This is a genomic window from bacterium (assembly GCA_023150945.1).
In the GTDB taxonomy this organism is placed as follows: Bacteria; Zhuqueibacterota; Zhuqueibacteria; order Zhuqueibacterales; family Zhuqueibacteraceae; genus Coneutiohabitans.
Genome location: JAKLJX010000008.1, coordinates 244,044 through 261,513, shown reverse-complemented (window position 1 = coordinate 261,513; position 17,470 = coordinate 244,044). Strand labels below are relative to the sequence as shown.

General features: G+C 59.1%; 18 protein-coding genes. 16 read left to right on the top strand and 2 right to left on the bottom strand.

Annotated features, from left to right (window positions below):
- The first annotated feature begins 709 nt into the window (after positions 1–709).
- The 14 genes from sucC (at position 710) to sppA (ending at position 14,000) form a co-directional block, all read left to right on the top strand.
- Positions 710–1,870, top strand: a complete 1,161-nt coding sequence (gene sucC / locus L6R21_13230) for an ADP-forming succinate--CoA ligase subunit beta (protein ID MCK6560152.1) — start codon at positions 710–712, stop codon at positions 1,868–1,870.
- A gap of 46 nt (positions 1,871–1,916) precedes the next feature.
- Positions 1,917–2,915 (top strand): succinate--CoA ligase subunit alpha, encoded by a 999-nt coding sequence (gene sucD, locus L6R21_13225; GenBank protein ID MCK6560151.1) that lies wholly within the window; start codon positions 1,917–1,919, stop codon positions 2,913–2,915.
- Between the two features lie 77 nt (positions 2,916–2,992).
- Entirely contained in the window at positions 2,993–3,415 is a 423-nt protein-coding gene (ndk, locus tag L6R21_13220) for a nucleoside-diphosphate kinase (GenBank protein ID MCK6560150.1), read from the top strand.
- A gap of 216 nt (positions 3,416–3,631) precedes the next feature.
- Positions 3,632–4,096, top strand: a complete 465-nt coding sequence (locus tag L6R21_13215) for an SPOR domain-containing protein (protein ID MCK6560149.1) — start codon at positions 3,632–3,634, stop codon at positions 4,094–4,096.
- Between the two features lie 91 nt (positions 4,097–4,187).
- Entirely contained in the window at positions 4,188–4,685 is a 498-nt protein-coding gene (locus tag L6R21_13210) for a DUF177 domain-containing protein (protein ID MCK6560148.1), read from the top strand.
- Between the two features lie 12 nt (positions 4,686–4,697).
- The gene (gene rpmF / locus L6R21_13205; protein ID MCK6560147.1) at positions 4,698–4,883 is read left to right on the top strand and encodes a 50S ribosomal protein L32; all 186 of its coding nucleotides are present in this window, start codon (positions 4,698–4,700) and stop codon (positions 4,881–4,883) included.
- Positions 4,884–5,190: 307 nt separating this feature from the next.
- Positions 5,191–6,237 carry a phosphate acyltransferase PlsX gene (gene plsX / locus L6R21_13200; protein ID MCK6560146.1) on the top strand — a complete coding sequence of 349 codons (1,047 nt, stop codon included), beginning with the start codon at positions 5,191–5,193 and terminating at the stop codon, positions 6,235–6,237.
- A gap of 4 nt (positions 6,238–6,241) precedes the next feature.
- Positions 6,242–7,207, top strand: a complete 966-nt coding sequence (locus L6R21_13195; GenBank protein MCK6560145.1) for a ketoacyl-ACP synthase III — start codon at positions 6,242–6,244, stop codon at positions 7,205–7,207.
- 57 nt (positions 7,208–7,264) lie between these two features.
- Complete coding sequence (gene fabD / locus L6R21_13190; GenBank protein MCK6560144.1) at positions 7,265–8,155, top strand: ACP S-malonyltransferase; 891 nt, start codon at positions 7,265–7,267, stop codon at positions 8,153–8,155.
- A gap of 27 nt (positions 8,156–8,182) precedes the next feature.
- A complete protein-coding gene (fabG, locus tag L6R21_13185; GenBank protein ID MCK6560143.1) occupies positions 8,183–8,929 on the top strand; it encodes a 3-oxoacyl-[acyl-carrier-protein] reductase in 747 nt (248 codons plus the stop codon).
- A 101-nt stretch (positions 8,930–9,030) separates the two neighbouring features.
- Positions 9,031–9,273 (top strand): acyl carrier protein, encoded by a 243-nt coding sequence (gene acpP, locus L6R21_13180; protein ID MCK6560142.1) that lies wholly within the window; start codon positions 9,031–9,033, stop codon positions 9,271–9,273.
- A 131-nt stretch (positions 9,274–9,404) separates the two neighbouring features.
- The gene (fabF, locus tag L6R21_13175) at positions 9,405–10,658 is read left to right on the top strand and encodes a beta-ketoacyl-ACP synthase II (protein ID MCK6560141.1); all 1,254 of its coding nucleotides are present in this window, start codon (positions 9,405–9,407) and stop codon (positions 10,656–10,658) included.
- A 93-nt stretch (positions 10,659–10,751) separates the two neighbouring features.
- Positions 10,752–11,498 (top strand): ribonuclease III, encoded by a 747-nt coding sequence (rnc, locus tag L6R21_13170; GenBank protein MCK6560140.1) that lies wholly within the window; start codon positions 10,752–10,754, stop codon positions 11,496–11,498.
- A 93-nt stretch (positions 11,499–11,591) separates the two neighbouring features.
- Positions 11,592–14,000: a signal peptide peptidase SppA gene (sppA, locus tag L6R21_13165; GenBank protein MCK6560139.1), complete on the top strand. Its 2,409-nt coding sequence runs from the start codon at positions 11,592–11,594 to the stop codon at positions 13,998–14,000.
- Positions 14,001–14,211: 211 nt separating this feature from the next.
- On the opposite strand, the gene L6R21_13160 is transcribed toward sppA, so the two are convergent.
- Entirely contained in the window at positions 14,212–15,210 is a 999-nt protein-coding gene (locus tag L6R21_13160) for a CehA/McbA family metallohydrolase (GenBank protein MCK6560138.1), read from the bottom strand.
- 285 nt (positions 15,211–15,495) lie between these two features.
- Here L6R21_13160 and L6R21_13155 point away from each other — a divergent pair, with 285 nt between their 5' ends.
- Both L6R21_13155 and L6R21_13150 read left to right on the top strand, forming a co-directional pair.
- On the top strand, positions 15,496–15,975 hold the full coding sequence (locus tag L6R21_13155; protein MCK6560137.1) for a toll/interleukin-1 receptor domain-containing protein: 480 nt from the start codon (positions 15,496–15,498) through the stop codon (positions 15,973–15,975).
- A complete protein-coding gene (locus L6R21_13150) occupies positions 15,962–17,050 on the top strand; it encodes a formylglycine-generating enzyme family protein (GenBank protein ID MCK6560136.1) in 1,089 nt (362 codons plus the stop codon). The genes L6R21_13155 and L6R21_13150 overlap by 14 nt, the downstream gene beginning before the upstream one ends.
- 137 nt (positions 17,051–17,187) lie before the next feature.
- Here L6R21_13150 and L6R21_13145 read toward each other — a convergent pair whose 3' ends face one another.
- Positions 17,188–17,415 (bottom strand): hypothetical protein, encoded by a 228-nt coding sequence (locus L6R21_13145; protein ID MCK6560135.1) that lies wholly within the window; start codon positions 17,413–17,415, stop codon positions 17,188–17,190.
- Positions 17,416–17,470 lie beyond the last annotated feature (55 nt).

Here is a 17,470-nt window from a genome sequence, read left to right as displayed (position 1 = left end):
CACGGAATCAAGTGCTTAGCCTTGATCCGCTACCCAAAAAGCTTCAAAAAAATCTTCATCTGCGGAAGTTGGGCTAGCATGAGACGATGGAAGCCAAGGTTCGCGATTTCCTTGAACTGACTCCGGAAGAGCGCATTAAGAGCATGTTTGAATTCATGGAATTTGTCTTGGCCATAGAGCGCGCAACCCCGCGGAATCATGCTAAAAAGATATCTCGCGTTGTTCCGGACGTTAAACGCCGCGCGCGTTAAACGTCTTGTTATTGGTGGCTTCGCAGCAATCGCATACGGTATTCCCCGAACCACCAAGGATGCGAATATTGCCGTTCTGCCGAGTGAAAAGAGATAAACGAAATTGGTGTAGATTTTTGGGGCTGTGCGCCTGGCCACAGCGCATCTGACTGATCCCGAGAAGATGATAAAGAGCAAGGTTGAGATCCTCGACGACAATATGCGGGTGGAGGCCTTATCGGAGGCGCCGGGGCTGGATCTGCGAAAATGTTGGGAGAAGCGCAAAGTTTTCAAGATTGACAACGTGTGAATCAACTTTGTCAGCCTTGACGATGTCATCTATTTGAAGAAAGCCTTTGGGAAACCAAACGATTTGTCGAATGTCGAGATTCAAATGAAGATTCGTGCTGGTGCCTTGTGAATGCATTTTTCCATCAGAAAGATCTGAATAGTACCTGGAAACTATCCGAGGAGGAGAATTGAAGATTCACGAATATCAAGCGAAAGAGATTCTGCGCAGATTTGAGGTCGCGGTGCCGGCGGGCAGAGTTGCCAAGACTCCGGAAGAAGTCGGCGTGATCGCCCACGAGCTCGGCGGCAGAGTGGTGGTGAAGGCGCAAATCCATGCGGGCGGCCGTGGCAAGGGCGGCGGGGTGAAACTGGCGCAGAACGCCCACGAGGCCTATGAGATCGCCCGCCAGATGATCGGCATGCAGCTTGTCACCCCGCAAACCGGGCCGGAAGGCAGGCAGGTGCGGCAGGTGCTGGTGGAACAAGCGCTGAACATCGCGCGCGAGTTGTACGCCGGCATCGTGCTGGATCGCTCGGCATTTCAGCTCGTGTTCATGGCCAGCACTGCCGGCGGCGTAGAAATCGAGAAAGTCGCGGCGGAGACGCCCGAGCTGATTTTGAAGGAGTACGTTGATCCGCTCACCGGGCTGCGGGCTGCGCAGGCGCGCAAACTGGCATTTGGCCTGGGCCTGCAAGGTGAGGCCTTCAAGAATGCGGTGAAATTTTTCCAGGCGCTATACCGCGCCTATGTCGCCTCCGATTGCTCGCTCGCCGAAATCAATCCACTGATCGTGACCACCGACGGCCGGGTGTTGGCGCTCGATGCCAAAATGAACTTCGACGACAATGCGCTCTACCGCCATCCCGACATTCTCGCCTTGCGCGACCGCAACGAGGAAGACCCGCTGGAGGTCGAAGCTTCGAAGCACAATCTCAACTACGTTCGTTTGGACGGCAACGTCGGCTGTATGGTCAACGGCGCCGGTTTGGCGATGGGCACGATGGACATCATCAAGCTCGCGGGCGGCATGCCGGCGAATTTCCTGGACGTCGGCGGCGGCGCCAACCCCGAGACCGTGGAAAACGGCTTCAAAATCATCCTCTCCGATCCCAACGTCAAGGCGATTCTCATCAACGTGTTCGGTGGCATCGTGCGCTGTGACCGCATTGCGCAGGGCGTGATTCAGGCAGCGCAGAATGTCAAGATCACCGTGCCGCTGGTGGTGCGCCTCGAAGGCACCAATGCCCGGGAGGCGGGCGAGCTGCTCGCCAATTCCGGCCTGCCGCTTCTGGTGGCGCACACGTTCAAAGAGGCCGCGGAGAAAGTGGTGGCTTCGATTCAGGCATGAGTGGCACGCGGCATGACAAACGATTTCAAATCACGAGGAGGAGCAGTTGAGCATACTAGTTGACAAGCAGACGCGTGTGTTGGTGCAGGGGATTACGGGCAACGAAGGCTCATTTCACACGCGGCAAATGATGGATTATGGCACGCAGGTGGTCGCCGGCGTGGTGCCGGGCAAGGGCGGGCAGAAGTTCGACGACCGCGTCTCGATTTTCGATACGGTGGCGGAGGCCGTGCGCGCCACCGGCGCCAACGCCGCCGCGATTTTTGTTCCACCCTCATTCTCCGCCGACGCCATCATGGAATCCGCGGCGGAAGGCGTGCCGTTGATCGTGACGATTACCGAGGGCATTCCGGTGACCGACATGCTGGCGGTGAAGGCGTTTTTGATCAAAACCGGCACGCGCATGATCGGCCCGAACTGCCCGGGTGTGATTTCACCGGGCCAATGCAAGATCGGCATCATGCCGGGCTTCATCCACATGCAGGGCCGGGTGGGCGTCATCTCACGCAGTGGCACGCTCACCTACGAAGCGGTGAAACAGCTCTCCGATCTCGGCATCGGCCAATCCACTTGCGTGGGTATCGGCGGCGATCCCATCGTCGGCACCACGTTTTTGGACGCCTTGCGGCTGTTCAATGCCGATCCGGACACCGATGCCGTGGTATTGATTGGTGAAATCGGCGGCAATGCCGAAGACGAGGCCGCGGCCTACATCAAGCGAGAATTCCGCAAGCCGGTCGTGGCGTTCATCGCGGGCCGTACCGCGCCGCCCGGACGCCGCATGGGTCACGCGGGCGCCATCATTGCCGGCGGTCAGGGCACGGCCGCCGAAAAGATGGCGAAGCTCGCGGAGGCGGGCGCCACGGTGTGTCAAAGTCCGGCGGAAATCGGCCTTCGCATTCAAGAGCAGTTGCAGAAGATCAAAAGCAAACCCGCGGCGCGCAAGACCAGCGTGGTGAAAACTGCGGCCAGGCCCAAGACAATTGCCGCGGGTGCAGCCAGATCAGTGAAGGCAGCGGCGAAAGCCAAAACCGGCAAAAAGTAGAAACACCGCGCCGGCAGATTTCGTCTTGACTGCCGGCGAATTCAAATCATCTTCTGCACGCAGAAAGGAGTTCCATGTTGGAGCGTACTTTGGCAATTCTGAAACCGGATTGTGTCACGGCCGGAAAAATGGGCAAAGTTCTGGAGCGCATCGAGGCGGCAGGCTTTCGCATTCTGGCAATGAAAATGGTGCGCCTGACGCCGGAAACCGCCGGCAAATTCTATGAGGTGCACAAGGAGCGTCCCTTCTACAAAGATCTGGTCAGTTTCATGAGCAGTGACCGCGTGGTGCCGCTGGCGTTGGAAAAAGACAACGCGGTGGCTGATTTTCGCAAGCTGATCGGCGCCACTGATCCTGCCCAAGCCGAGGCCGGCACCATTCGCAAGGATTTTGCGACGAGCAAGCAAAACAACATCGTGCACGGCTCTGATTCACCGGAGAACGGCCGCATCGAGGTGGCGTTCTTCTTCTCGGAAAAAGAGCTGTTGGAAACGATGTGATTTCGAGGCCGCCAGCCTGGCTGCCAGGCTGGACCGAGCGATAACAGATCCGCCGGCTGTGTTCCCCTCGGGCGATGGTCGTGCTTTCGCGGCCCGGGAGGCCGGCCGCTTTTTCGGCCTTGCCACTGCCGCCTGCCCGTGCTTGCTGACGCAGGCAACGCATCCAAACGCGCGACGGCAATGGGATGCGCCGCATGAAAAAGGAGGTATGATCGCATGGCTTCACAACAGACCAAGTGGATCGCTGCTGCGGCAGTAGCAGTACTGGCGCTGATTGTCGCCACCGGCGTTTGGTATTGGAATCGGCACAAAGCTGCTGCAGAGAAGCCGGGGCCGGCCGCAGCCATCACCGACGTGCTGCCACAGCCGAGTGTGACCCCGCCGCCAGCACCCGTTGACGAACCCCGGCCGACGGTGGTGTCGAGCAGTGAGGGAATATACACCGTCCAGGTGTCGTCGTGGCAATCCCGCCGCAACGCAGAAGCGGATGCGAAGCGCTATGAGGGCCAGGGGCACGAAGTGTATATTCAGCGCGCCAACATTCCTGCGAAGGGTGGCATTTGGTATCGCGTACGAATTGGCCGATTTGCCACCAAAGAAGAGGCAGAAGCTCTGGCGGACAACCTTGTTTATCAACTGCAATCTGGCTATTGGCTGGACCGAGTGCGCCAAGATCAATGAAAATGCACGGGTTGAGCCGGAATTTTAGCTTGACTTCAACCAGCCGGTTTTATAAATTGCGCCCTACTTTGTATTATGAATCTGCCGCGACATGAAGATTTCCCTAATTGGACTCGCAGAAGGCGTTCACCGCCTTCACTTTGAGGAGCAGCCGGCGAGTTGCGGTATCACCGATCATCCCAACCTACTCAATCCGGTGCATATCGAGGTTGACCTGGAGAGGCGGGCAGCAAGCCTCTTCTTGCGCAACCGCATTGAGACGGTGGGCCGTTTCCATTGTGATCGTTGCCTGAAAGAAGTGGAGGTGACAATCACCGATAGCGGCCGGGTGGTTTTTTCCAATGATGAGGAATTGCTGGCGCTCACGGAAGACGAAGTGCATCCCCTCGAGCGGGACGCGCGCGAGGTGGACATCACCGAGGATCTGCGCGATATGTTGCTGCTGGCTATTCCCTCAAAAATTCTCTGCGCGGAAACCTGCAAGGGGCTTTGCCCACATTGCGGGGTGGACTTGAATACGGAAACCTGCCTGTGCGGCGTGCGGCCGATCGACCCGCGCTGGCAAGTGTTGCAAAAACTGATCAACTGAAGCGAGGTTCTTGTGCCAAATCCGAAACGACGTCACTCCCGGACACGCCGCGATAAACGACGTACCCACTGGAAGCTGGAGTCAACCAAAATTACCAAATGCAGCCATTGCCATCAGCCCAAATTACCCCATCGTGTCTGCCCGAATTGCGGCTATTACAATGATCGATCGGTGTTTTTGCCGCGCGAGTTGTCCTGACCTTTCCCTACCGCTGATGAAGGAGAAGAGCCGGAAGTCTTCCGCCCGCATCCAATCACGTTCATCACGACACGAAGAGAAACAGCCCGCATGACATGGTTCCGGAAAATGCAACAGGATCGTGGCAGGCGCAGCGTGATATGGCCGTTTGCGGCGGCCGTTACCGCTGGTGCGGCCCGGTTGCCTGAGGAACCGCAGTTTCATGGAAAGGCAGGAAAGCGTGGAAGCGTATGGCGATAGCCGTCCCGGTGAGCGCGTGCCGGCGCCGGTGTCGTGCCACGGCTTGATTTGATGAAAAGAGGACCCTATGCGGATTGCCTTGGATGCGATGGGTGGTGACTTTGCACCGGCTGCGATCGTGCAAGGTGGGTTGGAAGCGGCACGGCTGAACGACGGCGACTGCGAAATCGTGTTCGTCGGCGATCGGGCGCAAATCGAGCAGGAAATCAGCCGGCATCCGCTGTTGACGCGAGGCGACCGACTGCATTTTTCGATTCATCATGCCTCTGAAAAAATTGAGATGACCGACTCGCCCACCGCGGCGCTGAAAAAGAAGAAAGACGCCTCGATCCTGGTCGCCAATCATCTGCATCAGGAGCGCCAGGTGGACGCGGTGGTGAGCGCCGGCCATACCGGCGCGGCGATGGCGGCTTCCTTGTTCGTGCTCGGCCGCATTGTCGGCGTCAACCGCCCGGGCATCGGCTCGTTGATTCCCAACGGCAACGGCGTGACGATGCTGATCGACGTCGGCGCCAATGTCGACGCAAAGGCCATACACCTCTTCCAATACGGCTTGATGGGCAGCATTTTCATGGAGCGCGTCGTCGGGCTGGATAGACCCAAGGTCGCTCTGCTCAGCATCGGTGAGGAGCGCTCCAAAGGCACCGAAGTCACGCGCGATGCCTATGAACTGCTCGAACAAAGCAGCATCAACTTCATCGGCAATGTCGAGGGCCGGGACATCTTGCAGGCGAAGGCGGACGTGGTGGTGTGCGACGGCTTTGTCGGCAACGTGATTTTGAAGTATACCGAAAGCCTGGGCAGCGTTTTTCGCCGGCACATCAAGCGCCAGATCGGCAAAAAAATCTTCCTGAACATCGGCGCTTTTCTCATGCAGCCCACATTCAAAGGGTTGCGCAAGATTTTCGACTACGAGGAATATGGCGGCGCGCCCCTGCTCGGCGTCGATGGCGTCACCATCATTTGCCACGGTTCCTCCACGCCGAAAGCCATTCGCAACGCCATCAAGGAAGCGATGGCCATGGTGCGGGAAGGCATCAATCAGATCATCCGTCAGGAATTGGAATCATTCGAAGTTCGAAAGGGAGTGTCACTCGTTGAGCAAGACGCCTAAGTCGATGGTTTTGGGCACGGGCCGGGCCGTCCCCGAACGCGTGCTGACCAACGCTGACCTCGAGAAAATGGTGGATACGAGCGACGAATGGATTCGCTCGCGCACCGGCATTGAACGGCGATTCATCGCCGGGCCGGACGATTTGACTTCCAAACTCTGCGCCGCCGCCGGTCGCAAGGCTTTGGCCCAAGCCAAAATCCCCGCCGAAGAATTGGATGCCATCATCATCGGCACCGTGACCGGCGATTCGTACTTTCCCTCCACAGCCTGCTACGTGCAGGAGATGCTGGGGGCCACGCGCGCGGCCGCCTTCGATCTTTCCGCCGCGTGCTCCGGTTTCATCTACAGCCTGACCATGGCCGACAACATGATTGCGGCAGGCAAGGCGCGCTATGTGTTGGTGATCGGCGGCGAGATTTTGAGCCGCATCACCGACTGGACCGATCGCGCCACCTGCGTGCTGTTCGGCGACGGCGCGGGCGCCATGGTGCTGGGCCCGGCGCAGGGCGAGACCGGCATCCTGGACACCTTCATCAAAAGCGATGGCCGTCTCACCAGCCTGTTGTGCATGATCGGCGGCGGGACGCGCGTGCCCTTCGAAGTCGCGGTCGCGGAAAAGATGTTTCACATCGACATGCAAGGCCCGGAAGTGTTCAAGCACGCGGTGACCGCGATGGGCGACGCCGCTGCGGGTCTGCTCGAACGCAACAACCTGAGCGGCGAGCAGGTCAACCTGCTGATCCCCCATCAAGCCAATCTGCGCATCATCATCGCCACGGCCAAGCGGGTGAACATGCCGATGGAAAAAGTCTACGTTAACGTGCAGAACTACGGCAACACCTCCTCGGCCTCCATTCCGATCGCCATCGACGAAGCCTTTGAAAAAGGCCGTTTGCGCCCGCATGACCTCTGCCTGATGGTGGCCTTTGGCGGCGGTTTCACGTGGGGCTCGGCACTCATTCGATTCTGAGCCATGCACCCGAACATCGCCTTCCTTTTCCCCGGACAAGCGTCGCAGTTCGTCGGAATGGCCAAAGACCTGTATGAGGCTCATCCCGTCGCGCGCGAAATGTTCCAGCAAGCCAACGCCGTGCTGGGCTTTGACATTCAGAGGGTCTGTTTCGATGGCCCGCTGGAGGAACTGACGCGGACCTCGATTACGCAGCCGGCCATTCTGATTCACAGCGCGATCGTTGCCCGATTGCTGCAAGAGCAGGGCGTTTTGCCCGCAATGGCCGCCGGCCACAGCCTGGGCGAGTATTCGGCGCTGGTGGCGGCGCAAGCCTTGAGTTTCACCGAAGCGCTGCAACTCGTGAAGCTGCGCGGCGAGCTGATGGAAGCCGCCGGCCGCGAGCAGCCCGGCACCATGGCGGCGATTATGGGCCTGGAGCCGGAGGCGGTCGAGGCGGTTTGCCGCGCGGTGACTGAAGAATTGGCGCCGCAGCAGCAAGTCGTGCAAGCCGCCAATTTCAACTCGCATGAGCAGACGGTCATTTCCGGTCATGTGGCGGCGGTGGAAAGAGCCGTGGCGCTCGCCAAAGAGCGCGGCGCAAAATTGGCGAAACTGCTGGTGGTGGGCGGAGCCTTTCATTCGCCCTTGATGGCGGGCGCGCGCCAGGGCCTGCAGCAGGCGCTGGCGGCGGCGCATTTCGCCGAGGCCCGGTGTCCGGTTTACACCAATGTCACGGCCCGGCCCGAGCGGGCCGCCGCCGTGCTGCGGGAAAGGCTGGAGCAGCAACTCACCAGTCCGGTGCGCTGGGTTGCGACCATTGAAAACATGATTGCCGAGGGCGCGCAGCAGTTCTATGAAATTGGCCCGGGCAAGGTGCTGGCCGGTTTGCTCAAGCGGATCAACAAGGCCTACGCAGCGACGACGGTCGGCACGGTTGCCGAATTGCAGACGCTGGCGCAGGCTTAATTTGTCTTTATTTTCAACGATCGACTCATGACCATCTTGCAGAACAAAGTTGCCATTGTGACCGGCGGCAGCCGCGGCATCGGCAAGGCCATTGCGATGCGCTTCGCGGCGGCGGGCGCGAAAGTCGTGCTCACCGGCCGCAGTCTGGAATCCGCCGAAAAAGCGGCGGAGGAAATCCGCGGGCAGGGTGGCGAAGCGGTGGCGCAGGCGGTGAATGCCGGCGCGGCCGCGGAAGTTGACGCGCTGATCAAGAGTACGGTGGAGCGGTTCGGCCGCCTCGACATACTGGTCAACAATGCCGGCATTACGCGCGACAATATTCTCGTGCGCATGCGCGAAGAGGAGTGGCAGGAGGTGCTCAACACCAATCTCACCGGCGTGTTCAATCATCTGCGCGCGGCGAGCAAGGTGATGATCAAACAGCGCAGCGGCAAGATCATCAACATCACCTCCATCGTGGCGCTGATGGGCAACAAGGGCCAGGCGAACTATTGCGCGGCCAAAGCCGGGGTCATCGGCCTGACCAAATCGGCGGCGCGCGAGCTGGCCAGCCGCAACATTCAGGTGAATGCCGTGGCGCCCGGCTTCATCGACACCGACATGACGGCCGTACTGGCCGACAGCGTGCGCGATGCGCTGCTGCAGTCGATTCCACTTGGCCGCCTCGGCACAGCCGGTGAAGTCGCGGGCGTGGTTTTGTTCCTGGCTTCGCCGGAGGCGGATTACCTCACCGGCCAGGTGATCAACATCGACGGCGGCATGGTGATGGCATGAGCGCCGCGTGCCGCGGCAGTTGTGTTCTTCTCCGAAACAGCAAATAATTCAGCGTTGTAGCCCAATCAACCTTTCAATCAAGAATTGAGGAGTGAAACCGAATGGCTGATATTGAAAGCAAAGTGAAGCAGATCATCGTGGATCAGCTCGGCGTTGATGCCAATCAGGTTACCAACGAGGCCAGTTTTATCGAGGATCTCGGCGCGGATTCTCTCGACACCGTCGAGCTGGTGATGGCATTCGAAGAGGAATTCGACATTGAGATTCCCGACGAAGAGGCCGAGAAGCTCACGACCGTCGGCCAGGCGTTGGAATATCTCAAGAGCAAGAAGACGCCGGCCTGAACCGGCACCCGGCCATGGCCGAGGGGCATGGCTGCCACGGGCGCACACGCTGCGCACCGGAAGCAACAACCAGGTGAGCATCGTCTCGCCCGCTCAATCTGGCTGTGAGGTTAAACAACGCTAAAGAGCAGATGCAAAAGAGACGAGTGGTGGTAACCGGCCTCGGGGCCATTTCGCCGCTGGGAAACAACGTCAAGGAGATGTGGGAGAACGCACTCGCCGGCAAGTCGGGCGTCGCCGGGATCACCAGATTCGATCCGGAGGAGGCGGCGGTGGAAACCAAGTTTGCCGCGGAGGTGAAGGACTTTGATCCCACCGACTACATTGACCGCAAAGAGGCACGCCGCATGGATCCTTTCGTGCAATATGCCATGGCGGCGGCCTCCGAGGCCATTGCTTCCGCCCGCCTGCAGGACGCCGGCATCGACAAAACGCGCGTCGGCGTTATTGTCAGCTCGGGCATCGGCGGCTTGACAACGTTCGAGCGGGAGTTTGAAAAGTACGCGGAAAAGGGCGTTTCTCGTCTCAGCCCCTTTTTCATTCCGATGATGATCTCAGATATGGCCTCCGGCCATATCTCCATTCAACACGAGTTCAAAGGTCCCAACTACGCGATCACCTCTGCTTGCGCCTCCAGTTCGCACGCGGTGGGGGAATGCTTTCGCATCATCGAGCGCGGCGAGGCCGAGATCATGGTCTGTGGCGGCAGTGAGGCGGCGATTACGCCGATGGGCATCGGCGGGTTCAACGCCATGAAGGCGCTTTCCACCCGCAATGATGACCCGCCGCGCGCCAGCCGGCCCTTCGACAAAGAACGTGACGGTTTCGTGATGGGCGAGGGCGCAGGCATTCTGGTGTTGGAATCGCTGGACAGCGCCCGCCGGCGCGGGGTCGAGATTCTCGGCGAGATCGTGGGCCTGGGCTCGACTGCGGATGCCTACCACATCACGGCACCGGCGCCCGGCGGTGAAGGCGCGATTCGCGCCATGCGGCAGGCGCTGACCATGGCCGGCATTGCACCGGCCGAGGTGCAGTATGTCAATGCGCACGGCACTTCGACGCCGGCCAACGACAAAACCGAAACCGATGCCATCGCCCAGGTGTTTGGCGAGCACGCCGCGCAACTCAACATCAGCTCGACCAAATCGATGTTCGGGCACTTGCTCGGTGCCGCCGGTGCGATCGAGTTGATCCTGACCCTGCTCACCTGCCGTCACAACGCGATTCCGCCGACGATCAATCAATTCATTCCCGATCCCGAATGTTACCTCTGCTATACTCCGAATGAAGCGGTGTACCGCGAAGTCGAGTATGCCATGTCGAATTCCTTCGGGTTCGGCGGCCATAATGTGACGGTTGCTGTGAAGAAATTTCTGGACGATTGATTCGCCTGCGCCGCGCCGTTTTGCCGGCGCGCGGTTGTGGACGCCGGCGCCAGCAGACGGGCTGGCATGATCTCCCGCCATCGCTTTCAATCTATGCTGCTTCGACTCCGACAGCTTTTCAGCAGGAATGGTAAGAACGGAGGGGCGCCCCACGCCGCGCAGATCAAGGAATTCTGCAAGCTGATCGGCTACCGCTTCCGCCGCCGGGAACTGATCACCCAGGCGCTCAAACACCGTTCCTATCTGCCGCAAGTCAACGAGCGCCGTTCCTACTCCAACGAACGCCTCGAACTCCTGGGTGACTCCGTGCTCGGCCTGGTGGTCACCGAATATCTCTACCGCAAATTCCCCGAAAAAGAGGAAGGCGACATCACGGCGATCAAATCGCTGCTGGTGAGCCGCAAGATTCTCACCCGCATTGCCCGCAAGCTCAATCTGGGCAGATTCCTCTTTATGAGTGAATCGGAAGATCAGGCCGGCGGCCGGCTGCGGCCCTCCATCATCGCCGATGCGTATGAAGCGGTTATCGGCGCGGTTTATCTCGACGGCGGCCTCGATCCCGCCCGCCGGTTCGTCAAGCAATCGCTGCTCTGCGATATGGAACAAATTCTCAGCGAAGAGCAGCATCGCAACTTCAAGAGCATTCTGCTCGAGCTTTCGCAAAGCCGCAACCTGGGCACCCCCTACTACAACGTTCTCTCCGAAGAAGGCCCCGACCACAACAAAATCTTCACGGTGGAAGTCAGAATCCAAAACCGCACCATGGGCATGGGCGTCGGCAACTCGAAGAAACGCGCCGAGCAAAACGCCGCTCAGCATGCCTTGGCGCAATTGTCCTGAGCTGCGCCGCAACCGTTGTGGCCGCCTGCTGCCTTCTGTTTTTTGCTTCCATGAGCGCTGCACTGCTGATCACTTGCAAAGACCGGAATCGCCATGAACAAGACGCTGATTTGCGCCGCCCTGCTCTGGGCCTTGTGCCTTGACCTCGCCCACTCGCAACCACTCTCCGGCTATTACTCCCGCAATGATTTTTCGCTGGCCCCGCCCGCTGCCTGCGCAGACGGCCTGGTCGGCTTTGTGAATCCTGCCAATCTTGCCCTGTTGCGCCAGAGCGAGACGCGCTTTCACTGGTCAACGGACGGAACCCAAGCCGCCTCTTTCAATGACTGGGGCCTCTTTTGGGGCACGCGCGGGTTGGGATTCTCGACACAGCGCCGGCATAACGGCAATCGGGCGGTCACGGATTTCAATCTCGCCACCGGCTTTGGCTCGCGCGCTGTTGGCCTGGGTCTGGCTTATCGTTGGTCAAGCGGCGATCGGGCGGCTTTCGGCCGCGAGAAACAATTCGCCCTCGGTGCGATTGTGCGGCCTGCCCGTTTTCTTTCGTTGGGATTGCTCGGCAATTTCGCTACCGCGAGCAGCAACCGCGAAGGCATTGCCGAGATCGGCATTCGTCCGCTCGGCACGCCGCGGCTCACGCTGTTCGCGGACGCTGCGCTGCAAAACGGCATGTCGCTTTCCGAGGCGCCCTGGAGCGCCGGTGCGGCTCTGCAAGTGGTGGAAGGACTGCATCTCGTGGGGCGCACCTTCGACTCCGAAGCGTTCACGCTGGGGATGACAATCAACTTCGGCAAAAGCGGTGTGGGCGGACAGGCGCATTTCGACAGCGAGCGTGAGCATTCCCACAATACCTACATGATTCGCGCCGGCGGCATGCAGCCAAGCGTTGCCTCCCGCGGCAAGGGAAAACGCTATCTCGCCCTCAACCTCAAAGGCCGGATGGATTATCACAAGTACGTTTGGTTTGACAAGGACACCAACCGGCTTTATGAAGTACTGAACAGCATCCGCACCGCGGCCGCAGACCCGCAGATCGGATTGCTGGCGCTCAATCTCTCCGGCATGCAGATCCGGCCGGAGCATGCCTGGGAAGTTCGCGCGGCGCTCAAACAGGCACAGGCGGCCGGCAAAAAGGTGGTGATCTTCATCGATAATGCCGCGATGACTGGCTATCATCTCGCCAGTGTCGCAGATCAGATCGTCATGGATCCCGAAGGCCTGCTCACCTTGCAGGGTTACGTGCTGGGCAGGACATACCTGAAGGGCACACTCGCCAAGATGGGCCTCGGGTTCGAGGAATGGCGTTTCTTCAAATACAAATCGGCACTGGAAAGCCTCAGCCGCGACCGTCTGTCGGATGCCGATCGCGAGCAGTTGCAGGATTATGTTGATGATTGGTATGAATTGGTGCAACGCGAGGTGTGTGCGGCCCGCGGCATGACGCCGGAACGGTTCGACCAGCTCATTGACAACGAGTCGCTGTTTGCCGCGGCGCAGGCCGTGCAGGCGGGACTGGTTGATACCCTGGCGCGTTGGTCGGCGCTCAGCGAGGTGGTCAAGAAGAGCGCCGGCCATTCCGTGCGCGCGATTGCAGCGCGCGATCTGATCGCGCAAGCCGAAGCTGCGCAAATCTGGGGCGAGCCGCCGAAGATCGCGCTGGTCTATGGTTTGGGCGTGTGCGCCATGGATGAAGGCATTCGCGCGCGCTGGCTGGAGAGAGTTTTTCACAAGCTCGCCAAAAATCGCGCGATTAAAGCGGTTGTCTTTCGCGTCGATTCGCCCGGCGGCGACGGCATGGCCAGCGACGTGGTGGCGGAAGCACTGAAGAAATGCAGCGAGAAAAAGCCCGTGATCGTGAGTCAGGGACAGGTCGCCGGCTCCGGCGGGTATTGGATTTCGATGTACGGGGACACCATCGTGGCCGGGCCCAACACCATCACGGGTTCGATCGGGGTCATCGGCGGTTGGATTTATGACCAGGGCTTGGGTGAAAAAATCGGCATGACGGAAGACCATGTCAAGCGCGGCGCGCATGCCGACGCCGGTTACGGCATCACGCTGCCGCTGCTGGGCGTGCGCGTGCCGGCGCGCAATTTGACCGATGAAGAACGCGGCAGGGTGGAGACTCTGATTAGACAGTTCTATGACGAATTCGTCGCCAAAGTCGCACGCGGCCGCAACCTGCCTGTCGAGCGCGTGCGGGAGATTGCCGAAGGCCGCATCTTTTCCGGTATTGACGGCAAAGCCAATGGTTTGGTGGATGAAGTCGGCGGTCTGTTAACGGCGTTGGCCATTGCGCAGCAGCGGGCCGGAATTGACCTTCGTCACGAAATCGAAGTGGTCGAGATTCCCGCTTCCAAGGGCCTGCTCAATCTCAGCCCGGGACTGCCGGGCGTCAAGACGCAAATCGCCGATGATTCGATACTGCAGTTTATCAAATTCATGAGCGAGCGCAACGGCCAGCCCCTGCCGCTGCTCGTGCCGGGGAGGTATCCGGAATGAGCCTGCGATTCAATGCCTGCGATTCAGCCAGCGATTCAATACCTGCGATTCAAATCGCAGGCTGGTAACAGAAGTCGGCTGAAGCCGACTGGGGAATGGCTTGGATTTTAGTCGCCTTCAGGCGACTTTGGCTAGCAGGCTGGGAATTGATTCCCAGCCTCCGTTTTTGGCCAGCAGGTTGGTAATTGATTCCCAGCCTCTGATTCCCACCTCACCGCCCCCGCGTAAACACCGGCTGCACCCAGGCCGTCGCTCCCGCCGAATCCGTCACCCGCGCGCGCACGTAGCGCTCGGCTGAGGCCAGCTCGAACACCGCGGGATTGTGATACGATTGGCTCAGCACGCGGCCTTGCGTGCCGATGAACTGCGTGCGATACTTGAAATCCCCTTTCTCCCGGATGCGAATCGTGAGACGGGTCGCCGCGATTTCGACCTCCTCCAGCTCGACGCCGGTGCTGGCATAGAACAGTCCGGCCTCGAGATTCTGCACGATTTCGAGCGGCGACAGCGTGCGCGCCTTCACCACCACCCAGCCGCGGCCGGGATTCGAACGCGCCGCTGCAAACTCTCCCTGAAAATGATGCGCATCATCCACCGCAATGCCGTAGATGCGCTTGCCCGCGCTCAACAAATGATCCCACACCTCCTCCATTCCCGGCCAGCCGCCGCCGCCCTGGTTGTGCACCAGCGGATGCCCGTTGAAAATCTCCAGCAGCTTGTCGTTTGAAATTTGCAGCAGCTCGCGATGAGCGAAGGCCCAGCGGAAGTTGGGATGATTGAGGTGCGGCACGCCCGCCACCGCGCGCACCGCATCGACGTTTTTCTGAATCGTGCCCACCAAAGTGGAATCGAATTGCGGTGCGATCACGCCGGGAATGTTGAGGCCGTTGACATGCACCGGCTTTGCTTCGAATTTGCTCGAGACTTCTTCCCCGGGAATCAGCAGAAAGCTCGAATCGACCAGGCTCGCCAGCGTGGCGGGATCGGTGAACACATTGTGATCGGACAGCACCAGAAAGCGATAGCCATGATCTTTGTACCACTGCGCCACCACAGCCGGCGGCGAATCACCGTCACTCATGGTGGTGTGCGTGTGGGTATTGCCCTTGAACCAGGCCATGCCGCTGGTGTCCGGCACTTCGAATTCGATTTGGCGCGTGCACGCGCTGAGCAAAAGAACAGCCAGAACCGCCAGTCGCTGGAGGCGCATGTCAGCTCCCGAGTTTGATCGAGGATTCATTTGAAGATCGCGGATGCCAATCTATCTCCTCGTTTTGGCAATTGCAAGCCCGGAATCGAGGCAACCGGCTGCGCCACCGCCCGGGCGGTGGGTGCATTTGCCACCCGGGCTTCGAGATTGCTTTTTTGCATTGGGGTTGCTACCATTGCGTCAGACGATTCGAACCAACCCGCCGCTCGGCGATGGCGGTCTCGAGAGCGTCCGACTGGGCAGTTGTCGTGATCTGAAGTCTTGCGCAAAATGAATGGGATGGGTATGACCAAGCCCTCGAAATCCAACTCCCCCAAAGTCTTCATCAGTTACGCCTGGAAAAACCAAGCCACTGCCAGGCAGCTTCAGCGCGACCTCCAGCGTGATGGCATCGAAGTTTTTGTCGACTACGAGAAGATCGTCGGCGGGGACTCCTTGCCGGCGCGCATCAGCGCAGCTTTGGATTGGTGCGATACCATCATACTCCTGTGGTCGCAGGGGGCCGCCCAGTCTTACTGGGTTGCGCAGGAATGGGAAAGCGCGTTTCAATTGCAGAAGCGCATTATTCCCTGCGTGCTGGAAAGCGCGACTTTGCCCGCGCTGCTGCGGGGCCGGCTGTATTTGGATTTTTCCTCCTACGCTGCCGGCTACCGGCAACTGTGTCGCACGCTGGGCGTCACGCCGGGAGCGGATCAGGCCGCCCGGCCCCAGCCACCCCCCTCAGGCTGCCCCGCCCCGCCAGCATGTGGATTTGAGGGCCAGTAATCAACTCGAAGCTCGGACGGCGCCGCACGGTTCCAAGAAATTCCAGCCCTCAGCGCTGGGGCATGGTGTAAAGCCTCCAGCGGCCTCGCCTGCTGAACCTGCGAGAAGTGAAACCAGCGTTCAAATCAACAAACCGCCGCGGTCACAGCGCAATAAGATATTTCTGGCAGCTCTGGGATTGGCAGCAACGTTCATAATTGGGCGCCTGCTTTGGCAGACTATACCGCAAGCTGCTTACCCCGACCCATCCAAGTTTGAACCTGTTGAGCAGAAATCGCCTGAAGCGCCCGAGGGCATGGTGTTCATCCCCGCCGGCTCGTTTATGATGGGCAGCGAGGACGGCGACAGCGGTGAAAAGCCGGTGCATGAAGTTTATATAGATGCGTTTTATCTTGACCAACACGAAGTCACGGTTGCCAAATTTAGAGAGTTTGTGAATATCGCCGGTTACAAGACCGAGGCGGAAAAAGACGAAGGCAGTTTGATCTACACAGGATCGTCTTGGGAGATGAAAGCCGGCATCAACTGGCGTCATGATGCCAAAGGCCAACCCGCGAAGGACGATCATCCTGTTATTCATGTAAGCTGGAATGATGCAACTGCATACGCGCGATGGGCAAAAAGACGTTTGCCCACCGAAGCGGAGTGGGAATATGCGGCACGTTCTGGCAGCAAAGGCTACAAATACGCTTGGGGCAATAGTAGCCCCGTCGGCAGAAACGGCGGCAATATTGGCGATGAGAACGCAAAACGCGTATTCGGATCGTCGGAGATTTGGGAAGGCTTCGATGACGGTTTTGCTTACACCGCACCGGTCGGCTCGTTTGCGCCAAATGAATTCAAACTGTACGATATGACCGGCAATGTTTGGGAATGGTGTAGCAGCTTGTATAAACCATATCCCTACAAATCAGACGATGGTCGTGAGAATTTGAATACTTTAGAGTGGCGGGTGTTGCGGGGCGGCTCGTGGTACTTTGATCCACGCAATGTGCGCTGCGCCAGTCGCATCGGGGGCAAACCCACGAATCACGATAACCAGGTGGGATTTCGCTGCGCCCAGGACGCTCGTTAGTAGAGAGTTACCCTTTGAGTTCTTTTTACGCTTTTTACTCTTTTCGGCGCGAGCGCAGCGAGCGCCTCGCGATTTTTTACAAGAACCCATCGCATGGGCAAGGAGCCAAGTGGGATAAGGAGCCAAGTGGGCAAGACCTATTTCTGTCGATTGCGTTTTTGCCAGTGTTGCTTGGCGGCACGATAGAGCTGGTCGACGTTCTGCCCGTTGAACAAGCGCTCTCGCAGCTCCCAATAATCTTCCTGGTTCTGGCCTATCTGCGCCAAAAACCGATAGGTATTGAGTGCCCCCAATTTTCTGTTCAAAATGAGAATGGCTTCGCGCCGTAATTGCTCGGGGGTGTAGTCTTTTTCAGTTGCCATCATATTTCTCCCGAAACAAAAACGGGCGGCCCAGCAAGGCCGCCCGTCGTGTTTTCAT